The sequence below is a fragment of the Rubritepida flocculans DSM 14296 genome (assembly GCF_000425365.1).
In the GTDB taxonomy this organism is placed as follows: domain Bacteria; phylum Pseudomonadota; class Alphaproteobacteria; order Acetobacterales; family Acetobacteraceae; genus Roseococcus; species Roseococcus flocculans.
The window spans coordinates 1-22,888 of the sequence record NZ_AUDH01000027.1 but is presented as its reverse complement, the minus strand read 5'-3'; the positions used below and the strand labels follow the sequence as shown (position 1 = coordinate 22,888).

36 protein-coding genes are annotated in these 22,888 nt (G+C 71.5%); 4 read left to right on the top strand and 32 right to left on the bottom strand.

What is annotated here, in order from left to right:
• The first annotated feature begins 4 nt into the window (after window positions 1-4).
• Entirely contained in the window at window positions 5-1,489 is a 1,485-nt protein-coding gene (locus H596_RS0115845) for a Ppx/GppA phosphatase family protein (protein WP_027285716.1), read from the top strand.
• A 27-nt stretch (window positions 1,490-1,516) separates the two neighbouring features.
• On the opposite strand, the gene H596_RS0115840 is transcribed toward H596_RS0115845, so the two are convergent.
• The 3 genes from H596_RS0115840 to H596_RS0115830 are packed head-to-tail and all read right to left on the bottom strand — an operon-like array spanning window position 1,517 to window position 3,960.
• The gene (locus H596_RS0115840; protein ID WP_027285715.1) at window positions 1,517-2,446 is read right to left on the bottom strand and encodes an AEC family transporter; all 930 of its coding nucleotides are present in this window, start codon (window positions 2,444-2,446) and stop codon (window positions 1,517-1,519) included.
• Window positions 2,439-3,071 carry a guanylate kinase gene (gene gmk / locus H596_RS0115835; RefSeq protein ID WP_027285714.1) on the bottom strand — a complete coding sequence of 211 codons (633 nt, stop codon included), beginning with the start codon at window positions 3,069-3,071 and terminating at the stop codon, window positions 2,439-2,441. The genes H596_RS0115840 and gmk overlap by 8 nt, the downstream gene beginning before the upstream one ends.
• A complete protein-coding gene (locus H596_RS0115830; RefSeq protein ID WP_027285713.1) occupies window positions 3,061-3,960 on the bottom strand; it encodes a YicC/YloC family endoribonuclease in 900 nt (299 codons plus the stop codon). Before H596_RS0115830 ends, gmk begins: the two co-directional genes overlap by 11 nt.
• Window positions 3,961-4,000: 40 nt before the next feature.
• Between H596_RS0115830 and H596_RS0115825 the strand changes: the two genes are divergently transcribed.
• Window positions 4,001-4,774 carry an SDR family NAD(P)-dependent oxidoreductase gene (locus H596_RS0115825; RefSeq protein ID WP_027285712.1) on the top strand — a complete coding sequence of 258 codons (774 nt, stop codon included), beginning with the start codon at window positions 4,001-4,003 and terminating at the stop codon, window positions 4,772-4,774.
• On the opposite strand, the gene H596_RS0115820 is transcribed toward H596_RS0115825, so the two are convergent.
• On the bottom strand, window positions 4,731-5,918 hold the full coding sequence (locus tag H596_RS0115820) for a BaiN/RdsA family NAD(P)/FAD-dependent oxidoreductase (protein WP_037301767.1): 1,188 nt from the start codon (window positions 5,916-5,918) through the stop codon (window positions 4,731-4,733). The two genes, H596_RS0115825 and H596_RS0115820, sit on opposite strands and share 44 nt — an antisense overlap.
• A gap of 94 nt (window positions 5,919-6,012) precedes the next feature.
• On the opposite strand from H596_RS0115820, the gene H596_RS0115815 reads away from it, so the two are divergent.
• Window positions 6,013-6,972: a Bug family tripartite tricarboxylate transporter substrate binding protein gene (locus tag H596_RS0115815; protein WP_027285710.1), complete on the top strand. Its 960-nt coding sequence runs from the start codon at window positions 6,013-6,015 to the stop codon at window positions 6,970-6,972.
• Window positions 6,965-7,384 carry a hypothetical protein gene (locus H596_RS0115810; protein ID WP_027285709.1) on the top strand — a complete coding sequence of 140 codons (420 nt, stop codon included), beginning with the start codon at window positions 6,965-6,967 and terminating at the stop codon, window positions 7,382-7,384. Before H596_RS0115815 ends, H596_RS0115810 begins: the two co-directional genes overlap by 8 nt.
• A gap of 67 nt (window positions 7,385-7,451) precedes the next feature.
• Here H596_RS0115810 and rplQ read toward each other — a convergent pair whose 3' ends face one another.
• The 28 genes from rplQ to tuf all read right to left on the bottom strand — a co-directional run bounded on the left by rplQ (window position 7,452) and on the right by tuf (window position 22,882).
• Entirely contained in the window at window positions 7,452-7,874 is a 423-nt protein-coding gene (rplQ, locus tag H596_RS0115805; protein ID WP_027285708.1) for a 50S ribosomal protein L17, read from the bottom strand.
• A gap of 160 nt (window positions 7,875-8,034) precedes the next feature.
• Window positions 8,035-9,051 carry a DNA-directed RNA polymerase subunit alpha gene (locus tag H596_RS0115800; protein ID WP_027285707.1) on the bottom strand — a complete coding sequence of 339 codons (1,017 nt, stop codon included), beginning with the start codon at window positions 9,049-9,051 and terminating at the stop codon, window positions 8,035-8,037.
• A gap of 19 nt (window positions 9,052-9,070) precedes the next feature.
• Window positions 9,071-9,469: a 30S ribosomal protein S11 gene (rpsK, locus tag H596_RS0115795; RefSeq protein WP_027285706.1), complete on the bottom strand. Its 399-nt coding sequence runs from the start codon at window positions 9,467-9,469 to the stop codon at window positions 9,071-9,073.
• 1 nt (window position 9,470) lies between these two features.
• On the bottom strand, window positions 9,471-9,848 hold the full coding sequence (gene rpsM, locus H596_RS0115790) for a 30S ribosomal protein S13 (protein ID WP_027285705.1): 378 nt from the start codon (window positions 9,846-9,848) through the stop codon (window positions 9,471-9,473).
• Between the two features lie 176 nt (window positions 9,849-10,024).
• Window positions 10,025-10,678, bottom strand: coding sequence for an adenylate kinase (locus H596_RS0115785; protein ID WP_027285704.1), 654 nt, complete (start codon window positions 10,676-10,678; stop codon window positions 10,025-10,027).
• 25 nt (window positions 10,679-10,703) lie between these two features.
• Window positions 10,704-12,059, bottom strand: a complete 1,356-nt coding sequence (secY, locus tag H596_RS0115780; RefSeq protein ID WP_027285703.1) for a preprotein translocase subunit SecY — start codon at window positions 12,057-12,059, stop codon at window positions 10,704-10,706.
• Window positions 12,060-12,204: 145 nt separating this feature from the next.
• Complete coding sequence (rplO, locus tag H596_RS0115775; protein ID WP_027285702.1) at window positions 12,205-12,687, bottom strand: 50S ribosomal protein L15; 483 nt, start codon at window positions 12,685-12,687, stop codon at window positions 12,205-12,207.
• A gap of 1 nt (window position 12,688) precedes the next feature.
• Entirely contained in the window at window positions 12,689-12,877 is a 189-nt protein-coding gene (rpmD, locus tag H596_RS0115770; protein ID WP_027285701.1) for a 50S ribosomal protein L30, read from the bottom strand.
• Window positions 12,870-13,496: a 30S ribosomal protein S5 gene (rpsE, locus tag H596_RS0115765; RefSeq protein WP_027285700.1), complete on the bottom strand. Its 627-nt coding sequence runs from the start codon at window positions 13,494-13,496 to the stop codon at window positions 12,870-12,872. Before rpsE ends, rpmD begins: the two co-directional genes overlap by 8 nt.
• Before the next feature lie 18 nt (window positions 13,497-13,514).
• Window positions 13,515-13,877 (bottom strand): 50S ribosomal protein L18, encoded by a 363-nt coding sequence (rplR, locus tag H596_RS0115760; protein ID WP_027285699.1) that lies wholly within the window; start codon window positions 13,875-13,877, stop codon window positions 13,515-13,517.
• Entirely contained in the window at window positions 13,877-14,410 is a 534-nt protein-coding gene (rplF, locus tag H596_RS0115755; RefSeq protein WP_027285698.1) for a 50S ribosomal protein L6, read from the bottom strand. The genes rplR and rplF overlap by 1 nt, the downstream gene beginning before the upstream one ends.
• Before the next feature lie 10 nt (window positions 14,411-14,420).
• Window positions 14,421-14,819 (bottom strand): 30S ribosomal protein S8, encoded by a 399-nt coding sequence (gene rpsH, locus H596_RS0115750; RefSeq protein ID WP_027285697.1) that lies wholly within the window; start codon window positions 14,817-14,819, stop codon window positions 14,421-14,423.
• Between the two features lie 12 nt (window positions 14,820-14,831).
• On the bottom strand, window positions 14,832-15,137 hold the full coding sequence (gene rpsN, locus H596_RS0115745; protein WP_027285696.1) for a 30S ribosomal protein S14: 306 nt from the start codon (window positions 15,135-15,137) through the stop codon (window positions 14,832-14,834).
• A gap of 54 nt (window positions 15,138-15,191) precedes the next feature.
• Complete coding sequence (rplE, locus tag H596_RS0115740; RefSeq protein WP_037301772.1) at window positions 15,192-15,746, bottom strand: 50S ribosomal protein L5; 555 nt, start codon at window positions 15,744-15,746, stop codon at window positions 15,192-15,194.
• A 146-nt stretch (window positions 15,747-15,892) separates the two neighbouring features.
• Window positions 15,893-16,213, bottom strand: coding sequence for a 50S ribosomal protein L24 (rplX, locus tag H596_RS0115735; RefSeq protein ID WP_027285694.1), 321 nt, complete (start codon window positions 16,211-16,213; stop codon window positions 15,893-15,895).
• 2 nt (window positions 16,214-16,215) lie between these two features.
• Complete coding sequence (gene rplN, locus H596_RS0115730) at window positions 16,216-16,584, bottom strand: 50S ribosomal protein L14 (RefSeq protein ID WP_027285693.1); 369 nt, start codon at window positions 16,582-16,584, stop codon at window positions 16,216-16,218.
• Window positions 16,581-16,844, bottom strand: a complete 264-nt coding sequence (gene rpsQ, locus H596_RS0115725) for a 30S ribosomal protein S17 (protein WP_027285692.1) — start codon at window positions 16,842-16,844, stop codon at window positions 16,581-16,583. Before rpsQ ends, rplN begins: the two co-directional genes overlap by 4 nt.
• Window positions 16,845-16,857: 13 nt before the next feature.
• On the bottom strand, window positions 16,858-17,070 hold the full coding sequence (rpmC, locus tag H596_RS0115720) for a 50S ribosomal protein L29 (protein WP_027285691.1): 213 nt from the start codon (window positions 17,068-17,070) through the stop codon (window positions 16,858-16,860).
• Between the two features lie 4 nt (window positions 17,071-17,074).
• The gene (rplP, locus tag H596_RS0115715) at window positions 17,075-17,494 is read right to left on the bottom strand and encodes a 50S ribosomal protein L16 (protein ID WP_027285690.1); all 420 of its coding nucleotides are present in this window, start codon (window positions 17,492-17,494) and stop codon (window positions 17,075-17,077) included.
• 11 nt (window positions 17,495-17,505) lie between these two features.
• The gene (gene rpsC / locus H596_RS0115710) at window positions 17,506-18,183 is read right to left on the bottom strand and encodes a 30S ribosomal protein S3 (RefSeq protein ID WP_027285689.1); all 678 of its coding nucleotides are present in this window, start codon (window positions 18,181-18,183) and stop codon (window positions 17,506-17,508) included.
• A gap of 1 nt (window position 18,184) precedes the next feature.
• Window positions 18,185-18,589 carry a 50S ribosomal protein L22 gene (rplV, locus tag H596_RS0115705; protein ID WP_027285688.1) on the bottom strand — a complete coding sequence of 135 codons (405 nt, stop codon included), beginning with the start codon at window positions 18,587-18,589 and terminating at the stop codon, window positions 18,185-18,187.
• A 2-nt stretch (window positions 18,590-18,591) separates the two neighbouring features.
• Window positions 18,592-18,870 carry a 30S ribosomal protein S19 gene (rpsS, locus tag H596_RS0115700; protein ID WP_037301766.1) on the bottom strand — a complete coding sequence of 93 codons (279 nt, stop codon included), beginning with the start codon at window positions 18,868-18,870 and terminating at the stop codon, window positions 18,592-18,594.
• Between the two features lie 5 nt (window positions 18,871-18,875).
• The gene (gene rplB, locus H596_RS0115695) at window positions 18,876-19,712 is read right to left on the bottom strand and encodes a 50S ribosomal protein L2 (protein WP_027285686.1); all 837 of its coding nucleotides are present in this window, start codon (window positions 19,710-19,712) and stop codon (window positions 18,876-18,878) included.
• 4 nt (window positions 19,713-19,716) lie between these two features.
• Window positions 19,717-20,013 carry a 50S ribosomal protein L23 gene (locus H596_RS0115690; protein WP_211225303.1) on the bottom strand — a complete coding sequence of 99 codons (297 nt, stop codon included), beginning with the start codon at window positions 20,011-20,013 and terminating at the stop codon, window positions 19,717-19,719.
• Between the two features lie 35 nt (window positions 20,014-20,048).
• Window positions 20,049-20,669 carry a 50S ribosomal protein L4 gene (rplD, locus tag H596_RS0115685; RefSeq protein WP_027285684.1) on the bottom strand — a complete coding sequence of 207 codons (621 nt, stop codon included), beginning with the start codon at window positions 20,667-20,669 and terminating at the stop codon, window positions 20,049-20,051.
• Window positions 20,670-20,681: 12 nt separating this feature from the next.
• A complete protein-coding gene (rplC, locus tag H596_RS0115680; protein ID WP_027285683.1) occupies window positions 20,682-21,365 on the bottom strand; it encodes a 50S ribosomal protein L3 in 684 nt (227 codons plus the stop codon).
• Between the two features lie 10 nt (window positions 21,366-21,375).
• Window positions 21,376-21,684 (bottom strand): 30S ribosomal protein S10, encoded by a 309-nt coding sequence (rpsJ, locus tag H596_RS0115675; protein ID WP_027285682.1) that lies wholly within the window; start codon window positions 21,682-21,684, stop codon window positions 21,376-21,378.
• Between the two features lie 10 nt (window positions 21,685-21,694).
• A complete protein-coding gene (gene tuf, locus H596_RS0115670; RefSeq protein ID WP_027285015.1) occupies window positions 21,695-22,882 on the bottom strand; it encodes an elongation factor Tu in 1,188 nt (395 codons plus the stop codon).
• Window positions 22,883-22,888: the final 6 nt, after the last annotated feature.

Genomic DNA, 22,888 nt, shown 5'->3' with positions numbered 1-22,888 from the left:
GCGCATGGACGGCACATGCGCCACCCGCACGCGCTTCGGGGTGGTGGATCTCGGCTCCAACTCCGTGCGCCTCGTGGTCTTCGAGGGGCGGGAGCGCAACCCGCACGCCATCTTCAACGAGAAGGCCGTGCTCGGCCTCGGGCGCGGGCTGCACGCCACGGGGCGGCTGAACGAGGAGGCCTCGGCCCAGGCGCTCACCGTGCTCGGTCGCTACCACGCGCTGGCGCGCGGCATGGGCGCCGATCCGCTCGAGGTGCTGGCCACCGCGGCGGTGCGCGACGCGACCAACGGCGCGGAGTTCATGGCCGGGCTCGGGCGCGTCATGCCCGGCGTGCCGGTCACCATCCTCTCGGGCGAGGAGGAGGCCCGGCTCTCGGCCGAGGGGCTGCTGCTCGGCGTGCCACAGGCCGATGGCGTGCTGGGCGATCTGGGCGGCGGCTCGCTCGAGCTCGTGCGGCTCGCGCAGGGGCGCATCGCCGAGACGGCCTCGCTGCCGCTCGGCACCATCCGCCTGGCCGAACGCGCGGGCGAGGACGTGGCCCGCGCGCGCGCCATCGTCGAGGCCGAGCTCAAGACCGTGCCCTGGCTGGGCGCCGAGCCGCTGAAGGATCTGTTCCTGGTGGGCGGCACCTTCCGCGCGCTCGCGCGCATCCACATCGCGCAGACGGGCTATCCGCTCGCCATCGTCCACCACTACGCGATCCGCCGCGAGGAGGCGCGCGACCTCGCGGGGGTGGTGATGAACGCGCCCCGCAAGGCGCTGGAGCGCATGCCCGCCGCCCCCACCAAGCGCGTGCAGGATCTGCCCTTCGCCGCGGTCGTCATGCGCCGGCTGCTGCGCGCGGCCAATGTGGCGCGCGTGGTGTTCTCGGCCAACGGGCTGCGCGAGGGCTGGTATGCCCGCCGGCTGGAGGCGGCGCGGCGGGAGGAGGACCCGCTGCTCGCCGCCGCCATGGAGATCGGCGCGCGCTTCGGCCGCGACACGGGGCTGCCGCCCGCCCTCCTCGCCTGGCTCGCCCCGCTGGCCGAGGAGGTGGAGCCGGACGCGAAGCTGCGCGCCGCCGCCTGCTGGATCAGCGACAGCGGCAGCCGCGACCACCCGGAATACCGCGCCGAGCAGGCCTTCCTGCGCCTGCTGCGCCTGCACGGCGTGGGGCTCGACCACCATGTGCGCGCCTTCCTGGCCCTGGTGGCGGCGCTGCGCTACGAGGCCGAGCCGGCCGCGCCCTTCCTCGCGCCCGCGCGGGCGCTGCTCTCCGCCGCCACCGTGCGCCGGGCCGAGGCGCTGGGGGCGGCGCTGCGCCTTGCCTACACCCTCTCGGGCGGCGTGCCCGGGCTGCTGGAAGCGACGGAGCTCGAACGCCGCGGCCGGCGGCTGGTGCTGCGGCTCAAGCGCGGCGCCGGCGTCTTCGCGGGCGAGAGCGTGCTGCGCCGGCTGGAAGCGCTGGCGCTGGCGCTCGGCCTCGATCCGCTGCTGGAGGCGGACTGAGACGGGCGGCGTGACATGCCGCCCGCATCAGCGCAGCCAGGCGAGCAGCGCCGAAAGGCTCAGCACCGAGACCATGGTGGAGACCAGCACCGCCGCCCCGGATTCCGCCGCGCCGGCCGCGTAGCGCCGCGCCAGCAGGAAGGCGTTGGCGCCGGTAGGCAGCGCCGCCGTCGTCACCGCCACCGCCGTCTCCAGCGGCCCGAGGCCGAACAGGCGGCAGAAGCCGAACACCAGCAGCGGCAGCACGAGCAGCTTGAGCAGCGCCGTCAGCGCCGTGCGCCGCCACAGCCCCGCCGCGCGGAAGGCGCGCAGCGACCCGCCCAGGCAGAACAGCGAGACGGGCGGCGCGGCCGCGCCCAGCAGCTCCAGCGTGCGCCGCGCGGGCCCGGGCACCGGCAGCGCGAGGCTGCTCCAGACCATGGCGAGCAGCACCGCCATCACGATCGGGTTGCGCAGCACGCCGCGCAGCGTGTTGCGCAGCAGCCGCCGCGCCGAGGCGCCGCTGTTGAGCGCGAGCTCCGCCACCACCGTCGCCGTGCCGAGCAGCACCATGGAATGCAGCGCGAGGATGGCGAGCAGCACCGAAAGCCCCTGCGGCCCGAAGGCGGCGGCGATGAGCGGGATGCCCATCATCACCGTGTTGCCGAAGGTGACGTGGAGCGCGAGCGGCCCCGCGCCCCCGAGGCCCATCCCCGCGCGCAGCCCGCCCGCCAGCGTGGCCGCGTAAAGCACCGCGCAGCCCAGGAAGAAGGCAAGCGCCGCACCGCCGCCCCCGCCATGCCCCGCCGTGCCCGAGGCGAAGAGCAGCGCCGGCGCCGCCAGCGAGAAGGCGAAGGCGTTGAGCCCCGCGAAGCCCGCCTCGCCCACCCATCCGCGCCAGGCCGCCACCCACCCGGCGAGGATGAGCGCGAAGATCGGCGCCACCACCTCGATCAGGGTGAGGAAGGCGTCAGCCACGCAGCAGCGTCTCGACGAATCCCGCCATGCCGGGCAGCCGCGCGCGCGCCGTGCGGGCGGCGTGCAGGATGGCGCGCGCATCCGCCACCGTGCGCTCGAAATCCGCGTTGATCAGGATGTGGTCGAACTCGTCCCAGTGGGTCATCTCCTCGCGTGCGGCGGCGAGGCGGCGGGCGATCTCCTCCTCGCTGTCCTGAGCGCGGGTGCGCAGCCGGCGCTCCAGCTCCTCGAGCGAGGGCGGCAGGAGGAAGACGCCCACCACATCGCCCGGCAGCCTTTCGCGAAGCTGGCGGTGGCCCTGCCACTCGATGTCGAACAGCACATCCCGCCCCGCGGCGAGGGCGGCCTCCACCGGCGCGCGGGGCGTGCCGTAGCCGCGGCCGAGGAAGCGCGCATGCTCGAGCAGCTCGCCCGCGGCCGCCATCTCCTCGAACTGCGCCATGCTGCGGAAGAAGTAGTGCACCCCCTCCTGCTCGCCGGGGCGCGGCGGGCGGGTGGTGACGCTGACCGAGAGGGTGAGGTTCGGCTCGCTCGCCAGCAGGGCGCGCGAGACGCTGGTCTTGCCGCCGCCGGGGGCCGCGGCGAGGACGAGGCAGACCCCCCGGCGGGCGGGGCTATTCGACATTGGCGGCCTGCTCGCGCAGCCGCTCGATGGCGGCCTTGAGGTCGAGCCCGATGCGGGTCAGCGCCACGGAGGCGGATTTGCTGCACAGCGTGTTCGCCTCGCGCACGAACTCCTGCACCAGGAAATCGAGCTTGCGCCCCGCGCCCTCGCCCTCCGCGAGCAGCGCGCGCGCGGCCTCCAGATGCGCGGCCAGCCGGTCCAGCTCCTCGCGCACGTCGGATCTGGCGGCGAGCAGCGCCACCTCCTGCGCCAGCCGCTCCTCGGGGATGCGGGCGCGCGCGTTCTCGTCGAGCAGCGTGGCCAGGCTCTCCAGCCAGCGCGCGCGCTGCTGGGCGGGCTGAGCGGCGGCCTCGGCGGCGGCGGCCTCGCGCAGCCCGGCGATCTCCTCCAGCAGAGCCTCGAGCACCGGCCGCAGCCGCGCCCCCTCGCCCCGGCGCGCCGCCACCAGCCCCTCCAGCGCGCGCTGGAAGCCGGCGAGCAGCGCGGCGCGCTTCGCCTCCTCCGCCGCCTCCTCGGGCTCGGGGCTTTCGGCGCGCAGCACCCCGGGCAGGGCGAGCAGCGCCTCGGCCCGCGGCGGCGGCGCGCCGAGGCGCTGGGCGAGGCCGAGGGCGAGCTCGAGCGCGCGCTCCAGCGCCGCGGGGTCGGGCGTCAGGGCGGGGCGCGATTCGGCTTTCAGCGTCAGGCTGGCCTGGACATTGCCGCGCCTGAGCCGCTTCGCCGCCGCCTCGCGCAGCGCGGGCTCCAGCGCATCGAGCCCGCCGGGCAGGCGCAGCCGCAGATCGAGCCCGCGCCCGTTCACGCTGCGCAGCTCCCAGGCATAGGCCGTTCCGTCGGGAAGCTGCCCGGCTTCCCGCGCGAAGCCCGTCATGCTCATCAAGGCGCTGGTCATGGCCGGCCTTCTCTCGCGCCGCGCCGGAGGAGTCCAGCCGATGCGCTTCGCCCATGTGCTGATCACCGGCGCCTCGGCCGGGCTCGGGGCCGCCTTCGCGCGGCTCCTGGCGCGCCCCGGGGCGGTGCTGCACCTCGGCGCGCGCCGCGCGGCGGAGCTGGAGGCGGTGGCCGAGGCCTGCCGCAAGGCCGGCGCCACCGTCGCCACCCGGCGCGTGGATGTGCGCGACGCCGAGGCCATGGCGGAATGGGTGCGCGGCGCGGGCCGACTCGATCTCGTCATCGCCAATGCGGGCGTCTCGGCCGGCACGGGCGAGGCGCAGGAGCAGGACGCGCGGGTGCGCCTGATCTTCGAGACGAACCTGACGGGCGTGCTCAACACCGCCCTGCCCGCGCTGGAGGCGATGGCCGCGCAGGCGCCCGGCGCGGATGGCTGGCGCGGGCATGTGGCGGTGGTCTCCTCCATCGCGGGCTTCCTCCCCGCCGCCACCGCCCCCGCCTATTGCGCCTCCAAGGCCGCCGCCAGGGCCTGGGCCGAGGCGCGCGACGGCACGGAGCGGCGGCGCGGCCTGCGCGTGCACGCCCTCTGCCCCGGCTTCATCCGCACGGCGATGACCGAGAACAACCCCTTCCCCATGCCCGGGATGATGTCGCCCGAGGAGGCCGCGCGCCGCGCGCTCGCCGGCATCGCGGCGGGGCGCACGCGCATCGCCTATCCCTGGCCGCTCTATGCGCTGACGCGGCTGACAGCGGCCCTGCCGCCCGCCCTGCTCAACCGGCTGATGCTGCTGGCGCCCGCGAAGCCCGCTGACTGAGCCAGGCGAGCGCCCCCAACCCCGCCGCGCGGCCCGTGGCGAAGCAGCCCTGCAGCAGATAGCCGCCCGTCGGCGCCTCCCAGTCCAGCATCTCGCCCGCGCAGAACACGCCGGGGCGGGCGCGCAGCATCAGCGCCTCGTCCAGCGCCGCCCAGCGCAGCCCGCCGGCGGTGGAGATGGCGCGGGCGAGCCCCATGGGCGCCTCGAGCCGCAGCGGCAGCGCCTTGACCAGCGCCGCGAGATCCCCGCGCGGCGCGCCGGCGTGCAGCGCCTCCTGCACCAGCCCGATGGCGGCGGGCGCGAGCCCCGCGCGCCGCAGCCGGTTGGCGAGGGACTGCGCGCCGCCGCCGAGCCGCGCCGCCAGCGTCGCGTGGTCGAGATCGGGCCGGAGATCGAGCGCCACCGTCACCGGCGCCGCCGCGCGCAGCGCCGCCGCGGCGGCGTAGATCAGGCCGCCCTCCAGCCCCTGGCGCGTCACCACCGCCTCGCCCCGCCAGCGCCGCCCCTCGTGCGAGAGAGCGAGGCGCTTCAGCGGCGCGCCGGCGAAGCGCTCGGCGAAGGGGGCCGACCAGGCCACGCGGAACCCCATGTTCGCAGGCGCGAGCGGCGCGACCTCCTCCGGCGCGAAGGCGCCCACCCAGGCGCCATCGCTGCCGAGCCCCGGCCAGGAGGCCCCGCCCAGCGCCAGCACCGCCGCATCGGGCGCGAGCGTGAACCCCTCGAAGCGCAGCGCCCGCCCCTCCCCGAAACCGAGCCAGCGCGCGCGGGGGCGGAAGGCGACGCCCAGCCCCTCCAGCCGCCGCAGCCAGGCGCGCAGCAGCGGCGAGGCCTTCATGGCCCGCGGGAAGACCCGCCCGGAGGTGCCGATGAACAGCTCCTGCCCCAGCCCCTCGCACCACGCCATCAGCGCGGCGGGGGGAAAGGCGCGGATGTGCGGCGCGATCTCCGGGCGGTCATAGCGCGTGAGGAAGCGCTCCAGCGGCTCGGAATGGGTGAGGTTCAGCCCGCCCCGCCCGGCGAGCAGGAATTTCCGCCCCGGCCGCGCCATGGCGTCGCACAGCGTCACGCGCGCGCCGCCCGCCGCCAGCACCTCCGCCGCCATCAGCCCCGCCGGGCCCGCGCCCACCACCGCCACATCCGCCATGCGCGCTGCAAGCCACGCGGGGGGCGCGCTGTCCAGCCGCTTGACGCGCGGGCCAGGGCGGGGTTTTCGCGGGGAATATTCCGGAGGAACCAACATGCTGCGCCGCCGCCCCGTCCTCGCCCTGCCCTTGCTCGCCCTGCCCGGCTTCGCGCGCGCCCAGGGCTGGGCGCCCTCGCGCCCGGTGCGGGTGGTGGTGCCCTTCGCCGCCGGCGGCGCGGCCGACAGCGCGACGCGCGCCATCACCCCGCGCATGAGCGAGCGCCTCGGCCAGCCCATGGTGGTGGAGAACCGCACCGGTGCCGGCGGCTCGCTGGGCGGGGCGGAGGTGGCGCGCAGCGCGGCGGACGGCCACACCCTGCTGATGGACGCCTCCAGCCACATCGTGAATCCGGCCCTCCTGCGCGGCCTGCCCTTCGACTACGCCACCGCCTTCGCGCCCATCTCGCTCGTCGTCACCTTTCCGCAGGTGCTGGCGGTGAAGGCCGATCTGCCGGCGCGGAGCCTGGAGGAGTTCCTGGCGCTGGCGCGGCGGCAGACCCTCTCCATCGGCACCCAGGGCAACGCCACGGCGGGGCATCTCGGCCTGGCCGCCTTCCAGCGCGCGGCGGGCATCGAGGTCACGCATGTGCCCTATCGCGGCGGGGCGGACGCGGCGCGCGACCTCGCCGCCGGCACGCTGGACGGGGTGTTCATCACCCTGCTCTCGGCCCGGCCCATCGTGGAGAGCGGGCGGGCGCGCTTCCTCGCCCTCTCCGCGCCCGAGCGCGTGGCGCTGGCCCCGGGCCTCGCCACCTTCGCCGAGCAGGGGCTGCAGGGGATCACCCTCTCCGAATGGGCGGCGCTCTTCGCCCCCGCCGGCACCCCCGGCCCGGCCCTGGCCGCCATCCATGGCGCGCTGGCGGCCACGCTGGGCGAGGAGGCGGTGCGCGCGCGCCTCGCCCAGCTCGGCGCCGTGCCGGTGGGCAACAGCCCGGCCGAGTTCGCGCGCTTCGTCACCGAGGGGCGGGCGCAGATGGCGGCGCTGGTGCGCGAAGCGAACATCCGCATTGAATAGGCGCGCGCTTCTGGCGCTGACGGCGCTCGCCCCGGGCGCAGCCCGCGCCCAGGCGCCGGAGCTGCTGGAGCTGGCCGGCCAGCCGGTGCTGGCGCTGGCCACCCATCCGGCCGTGGGCCCCCGGCTGCGCGCCATGGCGCAGGGCCGGCAGCGGCTGCTCGCCGAGGCGCTGCGCGGCGAAGGGCCGGGACTCGCGGTCAGCGGGGATTGGCTGCACGGCCGGGCCCGGGCGGGAGAGGCCCGGGTTCTGCTGGCCTTCGACACGCGCAGCGAGACGGTGGCCATCATTCTCTACGACGGCCCGGCACCCGCGCTCTTCGTGCCGCCCCGCTTCGCCCCCTGGCCCGCGGCCTTGCGCGGCGCGGTGGAGGGGTTCTCGCCCCAGGTGGCGGCGGCGCTGCGCTTCCAGTAGCGCAGACAGCGAAAGGGGCGGAGGTCACCCCCCGCCCCTTCGCACCACTGTCATGCCGGAGGGGGCGTTACGCCGCCTCCTGCTCCTCGGCCTTCTCCGGCTTCGGGCCGCTGTCCTGGCCCTTGGCGGCCGGGTCGCGGTCCACCAGCTCGATCACCGCCATGGGCGCCATGTCGCCGTAGCGGAAGCCGGCCTTGAGCACGCGGGTGTAGCCGCCGGGCCGGGCCTTGTAGCGCTCGGCGATGGTGGTGAAGAGCTTGTCCACCACCTTCTCGTCCATCAGCGTCGCATAGGCCTGCCGCCGCGCGTGCAGCCCGCCGCGCTTGCCGAGCGTGATGATGCGCTCGACATAGGGGCGCAGCTCCTTCGCCTTGGGCAGCGTGGTGGTGATCTGCTCGTGCTTGAGGAGGCTCGTCGCCATGTTGCGGAACATGGCGAGGCGGTGCGTCGAGGTGACGCCGAGCTTCCGATTGGCCATACCGTGACGCATCACATCACTCCATCGGCGCCAGGGGCGCCTAAACCATCACATCCAGATCGGAAGCCCCCGGGGGCCACCGACATCCGACACTTCAGCCGCCATCGCGACCGCCGCCGTGCCCGACCGAGCGCCCGCCCCCGGGCGGAGGCCGCGCCGAGGCGTCAAGGCGTCAGAACGGCTCCTCGATCTTCTTCGCCAGCTCCTCGATGTTCTCGGGCGGCCAGCCGGTGATCGGCATGCCGAGCGAGAGACCCATGGAGGCCAGCACCTCCTTGATCTCGTTCAGCGACTTGCGCCCGAAGTTCGGCGTGCGGAGCATTTCCTGCTCGGTCTTCTGCACCAGGTCGCCGATGTAGACGATGTTGTCATTCTTCAGGCAGTTCGCCGAGCGGACGGAGAGTTCGAGCTCGTCCACCTTGCGCAGCAGGTTGCGGTTGAAGGGCAGGTCGTCCTGCACCTCGTCGCGGGCCTTCTCGCGCGGCTCCTCGAAGGTGACGAAGAGGGCGAGCTGGTCCTGCAGGATGCGCGCGGCGAGCGCCACCGCATCCTCCGGCGCCACCGTGCCGTTCGTCTCGACCGAGATCACGAGGCGGTCATAGTCGGTCACCTGCCCCACGCGCGTGGGCTCCACGCGGTAGCTGACCTTGCGGACGGGCGAGTAGATCGCGTCCACCGGGATCATGCCGATCGGCGCGTCCTCGGGCCGGTTCTGCGAGGCGGGCACATAGCCGCGGCCGGTGCCGATGGTCAGCTCCATGGAGAGCTTCGCGCCCTCGTCCAGGGTGCAGATCACCAGCTCCGGGTTGCAGATCTCGATGTCGCCCGAGGTCTGGATCTGCGCCGCCGTCACCTCGCCGGGGCCGGTGGCCGTCAGCATGAGGCGCTTCGACCCCTCGCCATGGTAGCGGATGGCGAGCTGCTTGAGGTTGAGGATGATGTCCGTCACATCCTCGCGCGCGCCGGTCAGGCTGCTGAACTCATGCAGCACGCCGTCGATCTTCACGCCCGTCACCGCCGCGCCCTGCAGCGAGGAGAGCAGCACGCGGCGCAGCGCGTTGCCGAGCGTCATGCCGAAGCCGCGCTCCAGCGGCTCCGCCACCAGCGTCGCCTGGCGCAGGTCGGCGCTGCCCGACTCGACGAGGAGCTTCTCGGGCTTGATGAGGGACTGCCAGTTGCGTTCCAGCAAGGGGATCTCTCCTGGCGGCTCAGACCCGGCGGCGCTTGCGCGGGCGGCAGCCGTTGTGCGGGATGGGCGTCACGTCGCGGATGGCGGTGACGTGGAAGCCGACGGACTGCAGGGCGCGCAGCGCGCTCTCGCGCCCCGAGCCGGGGCCGGAGACCTCGACCTCCACCGTCTCCATGCCGTGCTCGCGCGCCTTCATGCCCGCGTCCTCGGCCGCCATCTGGGCGGCGTAGGGCGTGGACTTGCGGCTGCCCTTGAAGCCCTTGGCCCCCGCCGAGGACCAGGCGATGGCGTTGCCCTGGGCGTCGGTGATGGTCACGATGGTGTTGTTGAAGGTGGCGAGCACATGCGCCACGCCGGAGGAGATGTTCTTGCGCTCCTTCTTGCGCGGGCGCGAGGAGGCGGAGGGCTGGCGGGCCATCTTACTTCGTCACCTTCTTCTTGCCGGCCACGGGCACGGCCTTGCCCTTGCGGGTGCGGGCGTTGGTGTGGGTGCGCTGGCCGCGCACCGGCAGGCCGCGGCGGTGCCGCAGGCCGCGATAGCAGGCCATGTCCATCAGCCGCTTGATATTCATCGCCACCTCGCGCCGGAGGTCGCCCTCCACGCGGTAGTCGCGGTCGATGGTCTCGCGCAGGCGCACGATCTCGTCGTCGGTGAGCTGGTTCACCCGGCGCTCCTCGGGGATGCCCACCTTCGCGCAGATCTCCTTCGCGTTCTGCGGGCCGATGCCGTAGATGTAGCGCAGCGAGATCACCACGCGCTTGTTGGGGGGGATGTTCACGCCAGCGATGCGCGCCACGTTCCAGCTCCTGCGGGTCCTGCCCAGGACCGTCCCTGTTTGACCCCGCCATCCGGTCGCCCGGGCGGCAAGGCCGATTCCTTCACCTGACCAAAGCCAAGCGCGGCCGAAGGGTGCCGCGCCCGACACGCCCCGCCCGCGAGAGGCGGGGAGATAGAACCGAGACGCCCGCCGCGTCAAGCGGCCGGCGCCAGAATCTCCTCCAGCGCCGCCGTCACGGCGGACATGTCGGCCATGCCGTCCACGCTGCGCAGCTTCCCCTGCGCGGCGTAATAGGGCAGCAGCGGCGCCGTCTGCCGGTGGTAGGCGGCGAGGCGCGCGCCCACCGTCTCGGCCTTGTCGTCGGCGCGGCGGGTGAACTCCGTCCCGCCGCACTTGTCGCAGACGCCGGCCACGGCGGGCGGCTTGAACTGGTCGTGATAGCCCTCGCCGCAGCGCGCGCAGGTGAAGCGGCCCGAGATGCGCGCCACCAGCGCGGCGTCGTCCACCTTGAGTTCGATCACGTGGTCGAGGCGCAGCCCCTTCTCGGCGAGCATCGCGTCCAGCGCCTCGGCCTGCGGCACGGTGCGGGGGAAACCGTCCAGGATGAAGCCCTTTGCCGCGTCCGGCTGCTGCACGCGCGCGGCCAGCATGGCGGTGATGATGGCGTCCGGCACCAGCTCGCCGCGCTCCATGATGGCCTTGGCCTCGAGCCCGATGGGGGTGGCGGCCTTGACCTCGGCGCGCAGCATGTCCCCGGTGGAGATCTGCACCAGGCCGAAACGCTCCTCCAGGCGCTTGGCCTGGGTGCCCTTGCCCGCGCCGGGAGGGCCGAGGAGGATGAGGTTCATCGGGGTCTCCTTCAGCGCGGACGCGTCAGCGGGGACGGGGGCCGCGGCCGCCCAGCCGGGCCTTCTTGATCAGCCCCTCGTACTGATGGGCGAAGAGGTGCGACTGCACCTGCGCCACCGTGTCCATCGTCACGGTGACGATGATGAGCAGCGAGGTGCCGCCGAAATAGAAGGGCACGCCGTAGTTGGAGATCAGCAGCTCCGGGATCAGGCAGACCACGCAGAGGTAGATCGCGCCCACCGCCGTCAGCCGCGTCAGCACGCGGTCCAGATACTCCGCCGTGTTCTGGCCGGGCCGGATGCCGGGCACGAAGCCGCCGTATTTCTTCAGGTTGTCCGCCGTCTCGGCCGGGTTGAACACCACGGCGGTGTAGAAGAAGGCGAAGAAGACGATCAGCGCCATGTACAGCGCCATGTAGGCCGGCTGCCCGTGCGCGAGCTGATTCGCCAGCCATTGCAGCCAGGTGTCGGCCGTGCGGTCGGTGGTGAAGCCCGCGATGGTGGCCGGCAGCAGCAGCAGCGAGGAGGCGAAGATCGGCGGGATCACGCCCGAGGTGTTCAGCTTCAGCGGCAGATGCGTCGCCTCGCCGCCGAACATGCGGTTGCCCACCTGGCGCTTGGGATACTGCACCGGGATGCGGCGCTGCGCGCGCTCGACGAAGACCACGACGAAGATCACGCCCAGCGCCGCGATCAGGAAGAAGATGATGAAGAAGGTGGAGAGCGCCCCCGTCCGTCCCAGCTCCAGCGTCGCCACCAGCGCCGAGGGCAGGTTGGCCACGATGCCGGCGAAGATGATGAGCGAGATGCCGTTGCCCACGCCGCGCGCGGTGATCTGCTCGCCCAGCCACATCAGGAACATGGTGCCGCCGGTCAGCGTGATCACGCAGGAGATGCGGAAGAACCAGCCGGGATCGGCCACGGCGGGCCCCATGCTGCCGCGGATCCCCTCCAGCCCCACCGAGATGCCATAGGCCTGGAAGATGGCGATGAGCAGCGTGAGGTAGCGCGTGTACTGATTGAGCTTCTTGCGCCCGCTCTCCCCCTCCTTCTTGAGCTGCTCCCAGGAGGGGATCGCCGCCGTCATCAGCTGCACGATGATGGAGGCGGAGATGTAGGGCATGATGTTCAGGGCGAAGACGGTCATGCGCCCCAGCGCGCCGCCCGTGAACATGTCGAACATGCCGAGGATGCCGCCGCCATGCTGGCGCAGCATCTCGCCCATCACGGCCGCATCCACGCCCGGCACCGGGATGTAGGTGCCGATGCGATAGACGATCAGCGCGCCCAGCGTGAACCAGATCCGCTGCTTGAGCTCGGTCGCCTTGGCCAGGACGCCGAGGTTCAGGCTGCCGGCAAGCTGATCGGTGGCCGAAGCCATGCGAGACATTCCCCCGTTCGGTGGCGCCCGGCCAAGAGGCCCCGGGCGGCCCATAGCCTGCGGGCCGCCCCCGCCCGGGCGGGAGCCACCCGGCCCTCATGCGCCGGACCGGTCGCGGCCGCAACCGCCGCCGGCCCGGGAAGCGTCACTCCGTCGCGGCCTGGGCCGCCGGCAGCAGGACCTTGCCGCCTGCGGCCTCGACCGCCGCGATGGCGGTGGCGGAGGCGCCGGAGACGCTGATCTCCACCGCCCGCTTGATCTCGCCGCGGCCGAGCAGGCGCACGCCCGCATACTTCCCGCTGCGCGCGACCACGCCCGCCTCGCGCAGCATCGCCTCGGTGATCTGGCCCGAGGCCGGCAGCCGGCCCGCCTCGATCGCCGCATCCAGCGTGCCGATGTTGAGCGGCGCGTAGGTCAGCCGGAAGATGTTGTTGAAGCCGCGCTTGGGCAGGCGCCGGTAGATCGGGAGCTGGCCGCCCTCGAACCCGTTCAGCGACACGCCCGTGCGCGCCTTCTGGCCCTTCACGCCGCGGCCGCCGGTCTTGCCCTTGCCCGAGCCGATGCCGCGGCCGATGCGCTTGAACTTCGGCCGCGCGCCCGGATTGTCGCGCAGTTCGTTGAGCTTCATCTCAGTCTTCCACCTTCACCAGGTGCGCGACCTTGCGGATCATCCCGCGCACCGCGGGCGTGTCCTCCAGCTCGCGGGTGCGGTTGATCTTGTTGAGGCCGAGGCCCTTCAGCGTCTCCTGCTGGCCGGGCTTGCGGCCGTAGCCGGAGGCGATCTGCGTCACGCGAACGGTCTTCTTCGGCTCAGACATGGGCCGCCTCCTGCGCGGGCTCCGCGCCCTCCTTGCGGGGGCCGAGCAGATCCGAGACCTTCTTGCCGCGGCGATTGGCCACGCTGCGCGGGCTCGTCGCCTTGGTCAGCGCCGCGAAGGTCGCCTTCACCATGTTGTGCGGGTTGGTGGTGCCGGTGCACTTGGCCACCACATCGCCCATGCCCAGCGTCTCGAACACGGCGCGCATCGGGCCGCCCGCGATGATCCCCGTGCCCGGCGGCGCCGAGCGCAGGATGACGCGGCCCGCGCCGAACTCGCCGATCACGTCGTGGTGCAGGGTGCGCCCTTCGCGCATGGGCACGCGCACCATGCCGCGCTTCGCGCGCTCCGTCGCCTTGCGGATCGCCTCGGGCACCTCGCGCGCCTTGCCCGTGCCGTAGCCCACGCGCCCCTTCTGGTCGCCGACCACGACGAGCGCAGCGAAGCTGAAGCGCCGGCCGCCCTTCACCACCTTGGCCACGCGGTTGATCGTGACCAGCTTGTCCTGCAGCTCGTCGCCGGGCTCGCGCTCGGGCGCGCGCTCGCGCTCGCGGTCGCGCCCGCGGCGCCCCCGCTGCTGCTCGCCACCCTCGCCGCCACCACGCGGTTCACGTGCCATCTCGATTCTCCCCGCGCGTCAGAAGCTGAGGCCGCCCTCACGGGCGGCGTCGGCCAGCGCCTTCACGCGGCCATGATAGAGGTAGGGACCACGGTCGAAGACCACCTCGGTGACGCCGGCGGCGATGGCGCGCTCCGCCACCAGCTTGCCGACGGTCTCCGCGGCCGCCTTGTCGGCGCCCGTCTTGAGCGTCTCGCGCAGCGCCTTCTCGAGCGAGGAGGCCGCCGCGACGGTGCGCCCGGCCGCATCGTCGATCACCTGGGCGTAGATATGGCGCCCCGAGCGGAAGACGGACAGGCGGGGACGCCCCCCGCCCTTCTGCCGGAGCTGGTAGCGCAGCCGCTGGCGGCGGCGCGCCTGCAGGGCGAGCTTGTCGGCCATTACTTCTTCTTCCCCTCCTTCCGGAGGATCACCTCGTTGTCGTACCTCACGCCCTTGCCCTTGTAGGGCTCGGGCCCGCGGAAGGCGCGGATTTCCGCCGCCACCTGGCCGACCTTCTGCTTGTCGATGCCCTCCACCTTCACCGAGGTGGGCTTCTCGCAGCTGATCTTGATGCCCGGCGGCGCAGGATAGCGGATTTCGTGGCTGTAGCCCAGGTTCAGCACCAGCTCATTGCCCTGCATGGCGGCCTTGTAGCCGGTGCCGGTGATCTCCATGGACTTCGAATAGCCCGTCGAGACGCCGATCAGCATGCCGTTCACCAGGCTGCGCGTGGTGCCCCACAGGGTGCGGGATCGCCGATCCTCGCCGCGCGGCGAGACGGCGACCTCGTTCGCGCGCACCTCCACATCCACGGCGTCCGTCAGCTCGAGCGAGAGCTCGCCGAGCTTGCCCTTGGCCTTCAGCGTCCGGCCCGCGAGCGTGACCGTCACGCCCGCCGGCACCGGAACCGGGTATTTTCCGACGCGAGACATCGCGGCCCCCTCAGAACACGCGGCAGAGAACCTCGCCGCCGACATTGGCGGCGCGGGCCTCGTTGTCGCTCATCACGCCGCGCGGCGTGGACAGGATCTGGATGCCGAGGCCGTTGTAGAACTTCGGCAGCTCCTTGATCTTCGAATAGACGCGGCGGCCGGGCTTCGAGACGCGGCTGATCTCCTTGATGGCGGGCTCGCCCTCGGAATACTTCAGCTCGATCTCGATCTGCCGCACGCCGGGGCGGATTTCCTCCACGCGCCAGGCGCGGATGTAGCCCTCGCGCTTCAGCACCTCCAGCACATCGGTCTTGAGGCGGCTCGCCGGCGCGACGCAGCGCGTCTGGCGCGAGGCGTGCGCGTTGCGAATGCGCGTCAGCAGATCGCCCAGCGGATCGGACATGGACATGCGCGGGGCTCCTTACCAGCTCGCCTTCACCACGCCCGGAAGCTGGCCCTTGTTGGCCAGTTCGCGGAGCTGGTTCCGGCACAGCTTGAACTTGCGGTAGTTGCCGCGCGGGCGGCCCGTCACCTCGCAGCGCAGGCGCACGCGCACCTTGGCCGCGTTGCGCGGCATCTGCGCGAGCTTCAGCGTCGCGGCGAAGCGGTCCTCGATCGGCGCCTCGCGGTCCATCACGATGGCCTTCAGGGCGGCGCGCTTCTTGGCGTGCTGCCCGGCGAGCTTCTCGCGGCGCTTGTTCTTCTCGACGGAAGAGATCTTGGCCATAGGCTCAGGGTCCTCTGGAACCTGCCGGCGCGCGCCGGCGGTTTTCCGGTTGCATCAGTTGACGAAGGGGAGGTCGAAAGCCTTCAGCAGCGCCTTGGCTTCCTTGTCGGTCCTCGCCGTCGTCACGAAGACGATGTCCATGCCGCGGATCGCGTCCACCTTGTCGTAGTTGATCTCGGGGAACACGATCTGCTCCTTCAGGCCGAGGCTGTAGTTGCCCCGCCCGTCGAAGCCGCGGTTGCCCGGAATGCCGCGGAAGTCGCGCACGCGCGGCAGCGCGATCGTCACGAGGCGGTCCAGGAACTCGTACATCCGCGCCTTGCGCAGCGTCACCTTGCAGCCGATCGCCTGGCCCTCGCGGATCTTGAAGCCCGCGATCGCCTTCTTGGCGCGGGTGCGCACCGGCTTCTGGCCCGAGATGAGCGTGAGGTCGGCCACCGCCGCGTCCAGCTTCTTCTGGTCGCCCGCGGCCTCGCCCACGCCCATGTTGATCACGATCTTCTCGAGCTTGGGCACCTGCATCGGGTTCTTGTAGCCGAACTCCTTCTGGAGCGCGGGCTTCACCACCTCGGCGTAGTGCTTCTGCAGGCGCGCGATCTCGCGCGGCATCGCGGCCGCCTTGCCGGCGGCGGCCGGCACGGCCTCCACGCGGCGCCCGGCGTCCGGCGCGTCGGTCTTCTTCGGCTGGGCCGCCGCCTTGGGCTTGGCGGCCGGCTTCGCGCCGCCCTTGGCGGCGGCGCCCTTCTTCGTCCCGCTCATGCGTCGAGCACCTCACCGCTCGCCTTGGCCACGCGGACCTTCTTCCCGTCCTCCAGGACGCGGAAGCCCACGCGCGTCGGCTTGTCCGTCTTCGGGTCGATCAGCGCCAGGTTCGAGAGGTGGATCGGCGACTCCTTCGTCACGATCCCGCCCGTCTCGCCGATGCGCGTCTGCTTCGTGTGGCGCTTCACGAGGTTCACGCCCTGCACCAGCGCGCGCTCCTCGGCCGGCATCACGCGCAGCACCTCGCCCCGCTTGCCCTTGTCGCGCCCGGCGAGCACCTGCACCCGGTCGCCCTTCTTGATCTTGGCGGCCATGGTCAGAGCACCTCCGGCGCCAGGCTGATGATCTTCATGAACTTCCGCGCGCGCAGCTCGCGCACCACGGGCCCGAAGATGCGCGTGCCGATCGGTTCGCCCTGCTTGTTGATCAGCACCGCGGCGTTGCGGTCGAAGCGGATCGCGCTGCCGTCCGGCCGGCGCACGGGATAGGCCGTGCGCACGATCACCGCACGCTCCACCGCGCCCTTCTTCACCTTGCCGCGCGGAATCGCCTCCTGCACGGCCACCACGATCACGTCGCCCACCGAGGCCGTCTTGCGGCGCGTGCCGCCCAGCACCTTGATGCACTGCACGCGGCGCGCGCCGGAGTTGTCGGCGACGTCCAGGTTCGTCTCGACCGAGATCATGCCTGCACCCCTTCACCGACCGGCTCGCCATTGCGCAGGATGACCGTCCAGGTCTTGCGCTTCGAGATCGGCGGGCACTCCTGGATCGAGACCGTGTCGCCCTCGCGGCACAGGTTCGCCTCGTCGTGCGCCGCATACTTCTTCGAACGGCGGATGAACTTCTTGTAGAGCGGGTGCATCACGCGACGCTCGACCAAGACGGTGACCGTCTTGTCCATCTTGTCGCTGACGACCCGCCCGGTGAGGACTCGCTTCGGCATTGCCGGGGTCTCCTCAGGATTGCGGGTTGGCGGCCGCGCGCGCGCGCTCGGCCATGATGGTCTTCACCCGCGCGATGTCGCGCCGCACCGCCCGGATGCGGCTCACCGCCTCGAGCTGGCCCGTCGCGCGCTGGAAGCGCAGGTTGAACTGCTCCTTGCGGAGGTCGAGCAGCATGCCCTGCAGCTCGTCCGCCGACTTGGCTCGGATGTCCGCGATCTTCGTCATGACCTCAGGCCTCCGCGCCCAGGCGCGTCACGATCTTCGTCTTGATCGGCAGCTTGGCCGCGCCGAGCGAGAGCGCCTCGCGCGCCGTCTCGTTCGCCACGCCGTCGATCTCGAACATGATCCGCCCCGGCTTCACGCGGCAGATCCAGTATTCGGGCGAACCCTTGCCCGAGCCCATGCGCACCTCGGCCGGCTTGGTCGAGACGGGCACGTCCGGGAAGATGCGGATCCACACGCGGCCCTGGCGCTTCATGGCGCGGGTGATCGCGCGGCGCGCCGCCTCGATCTGCCGCGCGGTGACGCGCTCGGGCTCCAGCGCCTTCAGGCCGTAGCCGCCGAAGGTCAGCGAGAAGCCGCCCTTCGCCACGCCCTTGATGCGGCCCTTGTGGGCCTTGCGGTACTTGGTTCGCTTAGGCTGCAGCATTGCTCACATCCTTACCGCTGGGGCGCCTGTTCCTGCGCCCGGCGGTCCTGCGCCATCGGGTCATGGGCCATGATCTCGCCCTTGAAGATCCAGACCTTCACGCCGCAGGTGCCGTAGGTCGTCTTCGCGGTGGCGATGCCGTAGTCGATGTCCGCGCGCAGGGTGTGCAGCGGCACGCGCCCCTCGCGGTACCACTCCATGCGCGCGATCTCCGCACCCCCGAGACGGCCCGAGCAGTTGATCCGGATGCCCTGCGCGCCGAGCCGCATGGCCGACTGCACGGCGCGCTTCATCGCGCGGCGGAAGGCCACGCGCCGCTCGAGCTGCTGCGCGATGCTCTCGGCCACCAGCGTGGCGTCCAGCTCCGGCTTGCGGATCTCGAGGATGTTGAGCGACACCTCGGCCCCCGCCTTGGCCGAGAGCTCCTTGCGGAGCTGGTCGATGTCCGCGCCCTTCTTGCCGATGACGACGCCCGGCCGGGCGGCGTGAATCGTCACGCGCGGCTTCTTCGCCGGGCGCTCCACCACCACCTTCGACACGCCGGCGGACTTCAGGCGCTCCTTCAGCGTCTCGCGGAGCTTCAGGTCGTCGTGCAGCAGCTTCGCGTAGTCCTCGCCCGCGAACCAACGGCTGTCCCAGGTGCGGTTGATGCCGAGGCGCAGCCCGATCGGATTGACCTTGTGACCCATGTTACGCGGCCTCCGCTTCCGTGCCGGCCTTCGCCACCTGCTGCTCGGCGACGACGATCTTGAGATGGCTGAACCACTTCTCCACGCGGGCCGACTTGCCGCGGCCGCGCGCATGAAAGCGCTTCATGACGATGGCGCGCCCCACCTCGGCGCGCGACACCACGAGGCGGTCCACGTCGAGCTGGTGGTTGTTCTCGGCGTTGGCGATCGCGCTCTCCAGCGTCTTCTTCACCGTCTGCGCGATGCGGCGCTTGCTGAAAGTCAGCGTCGCCACCGCGTCCTGCGCGCGCGCGCCGCGGATCGTCGCCGCCACCAGGTTCAGCTTCCGGGGGCTGACGCGAATGTTGTAGGTGATCGCCTGCGCCTCGGTGTCGCTGAGGCCGCGCGGATGCTTCGGCTTGCTCATGTTCAGCCCCGCTTCGCCTTCTTGTCGGCGGAGTGGCCGCCGAAGGTGCGCGTCGGCGCGAACTCGCCGAGCTTGTGGCCGACCATGTTCTCGGTCACCTGCACGGGGAGGAACTTGCGCCCGTTGTACACGCCGAAAGTGAGGCCCACGAACTGCGGCATGATCGTGCTCCGTCGCGACCAGGTCTTGATGACCTCGTTGCGCGTGGAGGCGCGCGCCGCCTCGGCCTTCGCCAGGAGGTAGCCGTCCACGAACGGACCTTTCCAAACGCTGCGCGGCATGTGCCTCAGCCCTTCGTCGCGTGGCGGCGGCGCAGGATGTTGCGATCCGTCCGCTTGTTGTTGCGCGTCTTCGCGCCCTTCGTCGGCTTGCCCCAGGGCGTGACCGGATGGCGCCCGCCCGAGGTGCGGCCCTCGCCGCCGCCATGCGGGTGATCCACCGGGTTCATCGCCACGCCGCGGTTGTGCGGCTTGCGGCCCAGCCAGCGCGAGCGACCGGCCTTGCCGATCTGCTGGTTGCTGTTGTCCGGGTTGGACACGGCGCCGATCGAGGCCATGCACTCGCTGCGCACCGTGCGCAGCTCGCCCGACATCAGCTTGATCTGCGCGAGGCCCGCATCCTTGCCGACGAGCTGGGCGAAGGTGCCGGCCGAGCGCGCGATCTTGCCGCCCGCACCGGGCTTCAGCTCGATGTTGTGGATCACCGTGCCGACCGGGATGGCCGAGAGCGGCATGGCGTTGCCCGGCTTGATGTCGGCCTTCTCGGCCGACAGCACCGTGTCGCCTGCCTTCAGCCGCTGCGGCGCGAGGATGTAGGAGAGCTCGCCATCCGCATACTTCAGCAGCGCGATGAAGGCGGTGCGGTTCGGGTCGTACTCGATCCGCTCCACCGTCGCGGGCACGCCCAGCTTGGCGCGGCGCTTGAAGTCCACGAGGCGATAGGCCTGCTTGTGCCCGCCGCCGCGGAAGCGGGAGGTGATGTGGCCGTGGTTGTTGCGCCCGCCGGTCTTGGTCTTGCCGACGGTCAGCCCCTTCACGGGCTTGCCCTTCCACAGGCCGCTGCGGTCGATCAGGACCGTGCCGCGCAGGCTCGGCGTGACCGGGTTGAAGCTTTTCAGCGCCATGGGATTACGAAAGCCCCGTCGTGAGGTCGATGCTCTGGCCCTCGGCCAGGCGCACCATCGCCTTCTTCCAGTCCGAACGCTGGCCGGGGCGGCCCCGGAAGCGCTTGGTCTTGCCCTTCATCACCAGCGTGTTCACCGAGACCACGCTGACGCCGAAGAGCCCCTCGACCGCCTGCTTGATCTCGCGCTTGTCCGCATCCAGCGCCACGCGGAAGGCGTAGGCGCCCTTCTCGGACAGCATGGTGGCCTTCTCGGTCACCAGCGGCGCCAGGATCACCTGGTACATGCGCTCCTTGCCCAGCGGCTTCGGGGCCGCAGGCTTGCTGATGGCGGCGCTCATGCCAGGCGCTCCTTCAGGGCTTCCACGCCGGCGCGCGTCAGAACGAGCAGGTCATGGTTCAGGATGTCATAGACGTTCGCGCCGGCCGTCGGCAGCGCATCCAGGCCGGGGATGTTGCGCAGCGCGCGGGCGAACCCCTCCTCCACCGCCGCATCCACCACCAGCGCGGAGCTCCAGCCCAGCGCCTTCACGCGCGCGGCCATCTGCTTCGTCTTGGCGTTCTCGCCGAGGCTCGCGGCCTCGAGCACCACCAGCTTCCCGTCCTTGGCCTTCTGGCTCAGGGCGGAGATCAGGCCGAGGCGCCGCACCTTCTTCGGCAGCGAATAGCCGTGGTCGCGCACCACCGGGCCATGCACGATGCCGCCCTTGCGGAACTGCGGCGCGCGCAGCGAGCCCTGGCGGGCCGAGCCGGTGCCCTTCTGGCGATAGGGCTTCTTCGTGGTGCCCTGCACCTCGCCCATGCCCTTCACCTTGTGCGTGCCAGCGCGGCGCTTCGCGAGCTGCCAGTGCACGACGCGCGCCATGATGTCCGCGCGCGGCGCGGCGCCGAACAGCTCGTCCGGCAGCTCGGCGGAGCCGGCCGGCGCGTTGTCCAGCGTGATGACGTTGACCTGCATCGTCCTCGATCCTCAGACGGTCGCGGCGGGGAAGGGCGCCTCCGCCGGCCGCGCGCGCTTCACCGCGTCGCGCACCAGCACATAGCTGCCCGCGGCCCCGGGCACCGCGCCCTTGACCAGAAGAAGGCCCTTCTCGACGTCATGCCCGGCGACCTCGAGGTTCTGCGTGGTCACGCGCTCGACGCCGAGATGGCCCGCCATCTTCTTGTTCTTGAAGGTCTTGCCCGGATCCTGGCGGTTGCCGGTGGAGCCGTGCGAACGGTGGCTGATGGACACGCCGTGCGAGGCCTCGAGGCCCGCGAAGTTCCAGCGCTTCATCGCGCCCGCGAAGCCCTTGCCCTTCGTCGTGCCGGTGACGTCCACCTTCTGGCCCTTGACGAAATGCGTCACCGAGAGGGACGCGCCGGGCGGCAGGAGAGCCGCCGCATCCACGCGGAACTCCGCCACCTTCTGCGGCGCCTCGACGCCCGCCTTGGCGAAATGCCCGCGATTGGGCTTGGAGACGTTCTTCGCCTTCGCCTTGCCGAAGCCGAGCTGCACGGCGTCGTAGCCGTCGCGCTCGGCGGTGCGCTGCGCGACGACCCGCACCGCGTCCACATGCAGCACGGTGACCGGCGTGGTGGAGCCGTCCTCGTTGAACAGACGGGTCATGCCGAGCTTGCGCGCGATCAGCCCCGTCCGGGTCTGGGTGGCCATGACCGGATCCTCAGATCTTGATCTCGACGTCCACGCCCGAGGCGAGGTCGAGCTTCATCAGCGCGTCCACGGTCTGCGGGGTGGGGTCCACGATGTCGAGCAGGCGGCGATGCGTCCGGATTTCGAACTGCTCGCGCGACTTCTTGTCCACGTGCGGGGAGCGGTTCACGGTGAACCGCTCGATCTGCGTGGGCAGCGGGATGGGGCCGCGCACCCGTGCGCCGGTCCGCTTCGCGGTGTTCACGATCTCGCGCGTGCTGCCGTCCAGCACGCGGTGATCGAACGCCTTGAGGCGGATGCGGATGTTCTGGCTGTCCATGGCGGTTCGCTTACTTCTGGATGCTGGCCACCACGCCGGCGCCGACGGTGCGGCCGCCCTCGCGGATGGCGAAGCGCAGACCCTCGTCCATCGCGATCGGCGCGATCAGCTCCACCTCCATCGAGATGTTGTCCCCGGGCATCACCATCTCAACGCCCTCAGGCAGCTTCACCACGCCCGTCACGTCCGTCGTCCGGAAGTAGAACTGAGGACGGTAGTTCGTGAAGAACGGCGTGTGACGACCACCCTCCTCCTTCGTGAGAATGTACGCCTCAGCCTTGAACTTCGTGTGCGGCGTGATCGAGCCAGGCGCCGCAAGAACCTGACCGCGCTCCACGTCCTCGCGCTTCGTCCCGCGCAGCAGCGCCCCGATGTTGTCGCCAGCCTGCCCCTGGTCCAGCAGCTTGCGGAACATCTCCACGCCCGTCACCACCGTCTTCTGCGTGTCGCGAAGGCCAACGATCTCCACCTCGTCGCCCACCTTCACCACGCCGCGCTCCACCCGGCCCGTCACCACAGTGCCGCGGCCGGAAATCGAGAACACGTCCTCCACAGGCATCAGGAACGGACGGTCAATCGCACGCTCGGGCTGCGGAATGTAGCTGTCCACAGCATCCATCAGGGCAAGGATCGCCTGCTCCCCGATCTCGGGGTTCCGGTCCTCCAGCGCGCACAGCGCAGAACCCTTGATGATCGGAATGTCGTCCCCAGGGAACTGATAGGAGGACAGAAGCTCGCGAACCTCCATCTCCACCAGCTCGACCAGGTCGGGGTCCGCCATGTCCATCTTGTTCAGGAACACCACCAGCGCAGGAACGCCCACCTGACGCGCCAGCAGAATATGCTCCCGCGTCTGCGGCATCGGACCATCCGCCGCAGACACCACGAGAATGGCGCCGTCCATCTGCGCCGCACCCGTGATCATGTTCTTCACATAGTCCGCGTGGCCAGGGCAGTCCACATGCGCATAGTGACGGTTCGCCGTCTCGTACTCCACATGCGCCGTCGAAATCGTAATGCCCCGCGCACGCTCCTCAGGCGCCTTGTCAATCTGGTCGTACGCCGTGAACGTCGCACCACCCTTCTTCGCCAGCACCTTCGTGATCGCCGCAGTCAGCGACGTCTTGCCATGGTCCACATGGCCGATCGTCCCAATGTTGCAGTGCGGCTTGGTGCGCTCAAACTTCGCCTTGGCCATCGTGGT

What these genes read in the sequence shown, in the direction of transcription:
- rpmD (WP_027285701.1), bottom strand. Translation starts at nt 12,877, where the DNA reads ATGTCTGAGCCGAAGAAGACCGTTCGCGTGACGCAGATCGCCTCCGGC.
- rplP (WP_027285690.1), bottom strand. Translation starts at nt 17,494, where the DNA reads ATGCTGCAGCCTAAGCGAACCAAGTACCGCAAGGCCCACAAGGGCCGC.
- H596_RS0115830 (WP_027285713.1), bottom strand. Translation starts at nt 3,960, where the DNA reads ATGACCAGCGCCTTGATGAGCATGACGGGCTTCGCGCGGGAAGCCGGG.
- rpmC (WP_027285691.1), bottom strand. Translation starts at nt 17,070, where the DNA reads ATGACGAAGATCGCGGACATCCGAGCCAAGTCGGCGGACGAGCTGCAG.
- rpsJ (WP_027285682.1), bottom strand. Translation starts at nt 21,684, where the DNA reads ATGGACAGCCAGAACATCCGCATCCGCCTCAAGGCGTTCGATCACCGC.
- rpsH (WP_027285697.1), bottom strand. Translation starts at nt 14,819, where the DNA reads ATGTCCATGTCCGATCCGCTGGGCGATCTGCTGACGCGCATTCGCAAC.
- rplB (WP_027285686.1), bottom strand. Translation starts at nt 19,712, where the DNA reads ATGGCGCTGAAAAGCTTCAACCCGGTCACGCCGAGCCTGCGCGGCACG.
- rplV (WP_027285688.1), bottom strand. Translation starts at nt 18,589, where the DNA reads ATGAGCAAGCCGAAGCATCCGCGCGGCCTCAGCGACACCGAGGCGCAG.
- rpsN (WP_027285696.1), bottom strand. Translation starts at nt 15,137, where the DNA reads ATGGCCAAGATCTCTTCCGTCGAGAAGAACAAGCGCCGCGAGAAGCTC.
- H596_RS0115825 (WP_027285712.1), top strand. Translation starts at nt 4,001, where the DNA reads ATGCGCTTCGCCCATGTGCTGATCACCGGCGCCTCGGCCGGGCTCGGG.
- rpsS (WP_037301766.1), bottom strand. Translation starts at nt 18,870, where the DNA reads ATGCCGCGCAGCGTTTGGAAAGGTCCGTTCGTGGACGGCTACCTCCTG.
- rplX (WP_027285694.1), bottom strand. Translation starts at nt 16,213, where the DNA reads ATGGCCGCCAAGATCAAGAAGGGCGACCGGGTGCAGGTGCTCGCCGGG.
- rplC (WP_027285683.1), bottom strand. Translation starts at nt 21,365, where the DNA reads ATGGCCACCCAGACCCGGACGGGGCTGATCGCGCGCAAGCTCGGCATG.
- rplQ (WP_027285708.1), bottom strand. Translation starts at nt 7,874, where the DNA reads ATGCGTCACGGTATGGCCAATCGGAAGCTCGGCGTCACCTCGACGCAC.
- rpsE (WP_027285700.1), bottom strand. Translation starts at nt 13,496, where the DNA reads ATGGCACGTGAACCGCGTGGTGGCGGCGAGGGTGGCGAGCAGCAGCGG.
- H596_RS0115820 (WP_037301767.1), bottom strand. Translation starts at nt 5,918, where the DNA reads ATGGCGGATGTGGCGGTGGTGGGCGCGGGCCCGGCGGGGCTGATGGCG.
- rplE (WP_037301772.1), bottom strand. Translation starts at nt 15,746, where the DNA reads ATGCCGCGCGAGATCGCGCGCCTGCAGAAGCACTACGCCGAGGTGGTG.
- secY (WP_027285703.1), bottom strand. Translation starts at nt 12,059, where the DNA reads ATGGCTTCGGCCACCGATCAGCTTGCCGGCAGCCTGAACCTCGGCGTC.
- H596_RS0115845 (WP_027285716.1), top strand. Translation starts at nt 5, where the DNA reads ATGGACGGCACATGCGCCACCCGCACGCGCTTCGGGGTGGTGGATCTC.
- gmk (WP_027285714.1), bottom strand. Translation starts at nt 3,071, where the DNA reads ATGTCGAATAGCCCCGCCCGCCGGGGGGTCTGCCTCGTCCTCGCCGCG.
- rplD (WP_027285684.1), bottom strand. Translation starts at nt 20,669, where the DNA reads ATGCAGGTCAACGTCATCACGCTGGACAACGCGCCGGCCGGCTCCGCC.
- rplO (WP_027285702.1), bottom strand. Translation starts at nt 12,687, where the DNA reads ATGAAGCTCAACGAACTGCGCGACAATCCGGGCGCGCGGCCGAAGTTC.
- rplN (WP_027285693.1), bottom strand. Translation starts at nt 16,584, where the DNA reads ATGATCTCGGTCGAGACGAACCTGGACGTCGCCGACAACTCCGGCGCG.
- tuf (WP_027285015.1), bottom strand. Translation starts at nt 22,882, where the DNA reads ATGGCCAAGGCGAAGTTTGAGCGCACCAAGCCGCACTGCAACATTGGG.
- rpsK (WP_027285706.1), bottom strand. Translation starts at nt 9,469, where the DNA reads ATGGCCCGCCAGCCCTCCGCCTCCTCGCGCCCGCGCAAGAAGGAGCGC.
- H596_RS0115815 (WP_027285710.1), top strand. Translation starts at nt 6,013, where the DNA reads ATGCTGCGCCGCCGCCCCGTCCTCGCCCTGCCCTTGCTCGCCCTGCCC.
- rplF (WP_027285698.1), bottom strand. Translation starts at nt 14,410, where the DNA reads ATGTCTCGCGTCGGAAAATACCCGGTTCCGGTGCCGGCGGGCGTGACG.
- rpsQ (WP_027285692.1), bottom strand. Translation starts at nt 16,844, where the DNA reads ATGCCGAAGCGAGTCCTCACCGGGCGGGTCGTCAGCGACAAGATGGAC.
- H596_RS0115785 (WP_027285704.1), bottom strand. Translation starts at nt 10,678, where the DNA reads ATGAACCTCATCCTCCTCGGCCCTCCCGGCGCGGGCAAGGGCACCCAG.
- rpsC (WP_027285689.1), bottom strand. Translation starts at nt 18,183, where the DNA reads ATGGGTCACAAGGTCAATCCGATCGGGCTGCGCCTCGGCATCAACCGC.
- rplR (WP_027285699.1), bottom strand. Translation starts at nt 13,877, where the DNA reads ATGGCCGACAAGCTCGCCCTGCAGGCGCGCCGCCGCCAGCGGCTGCGC.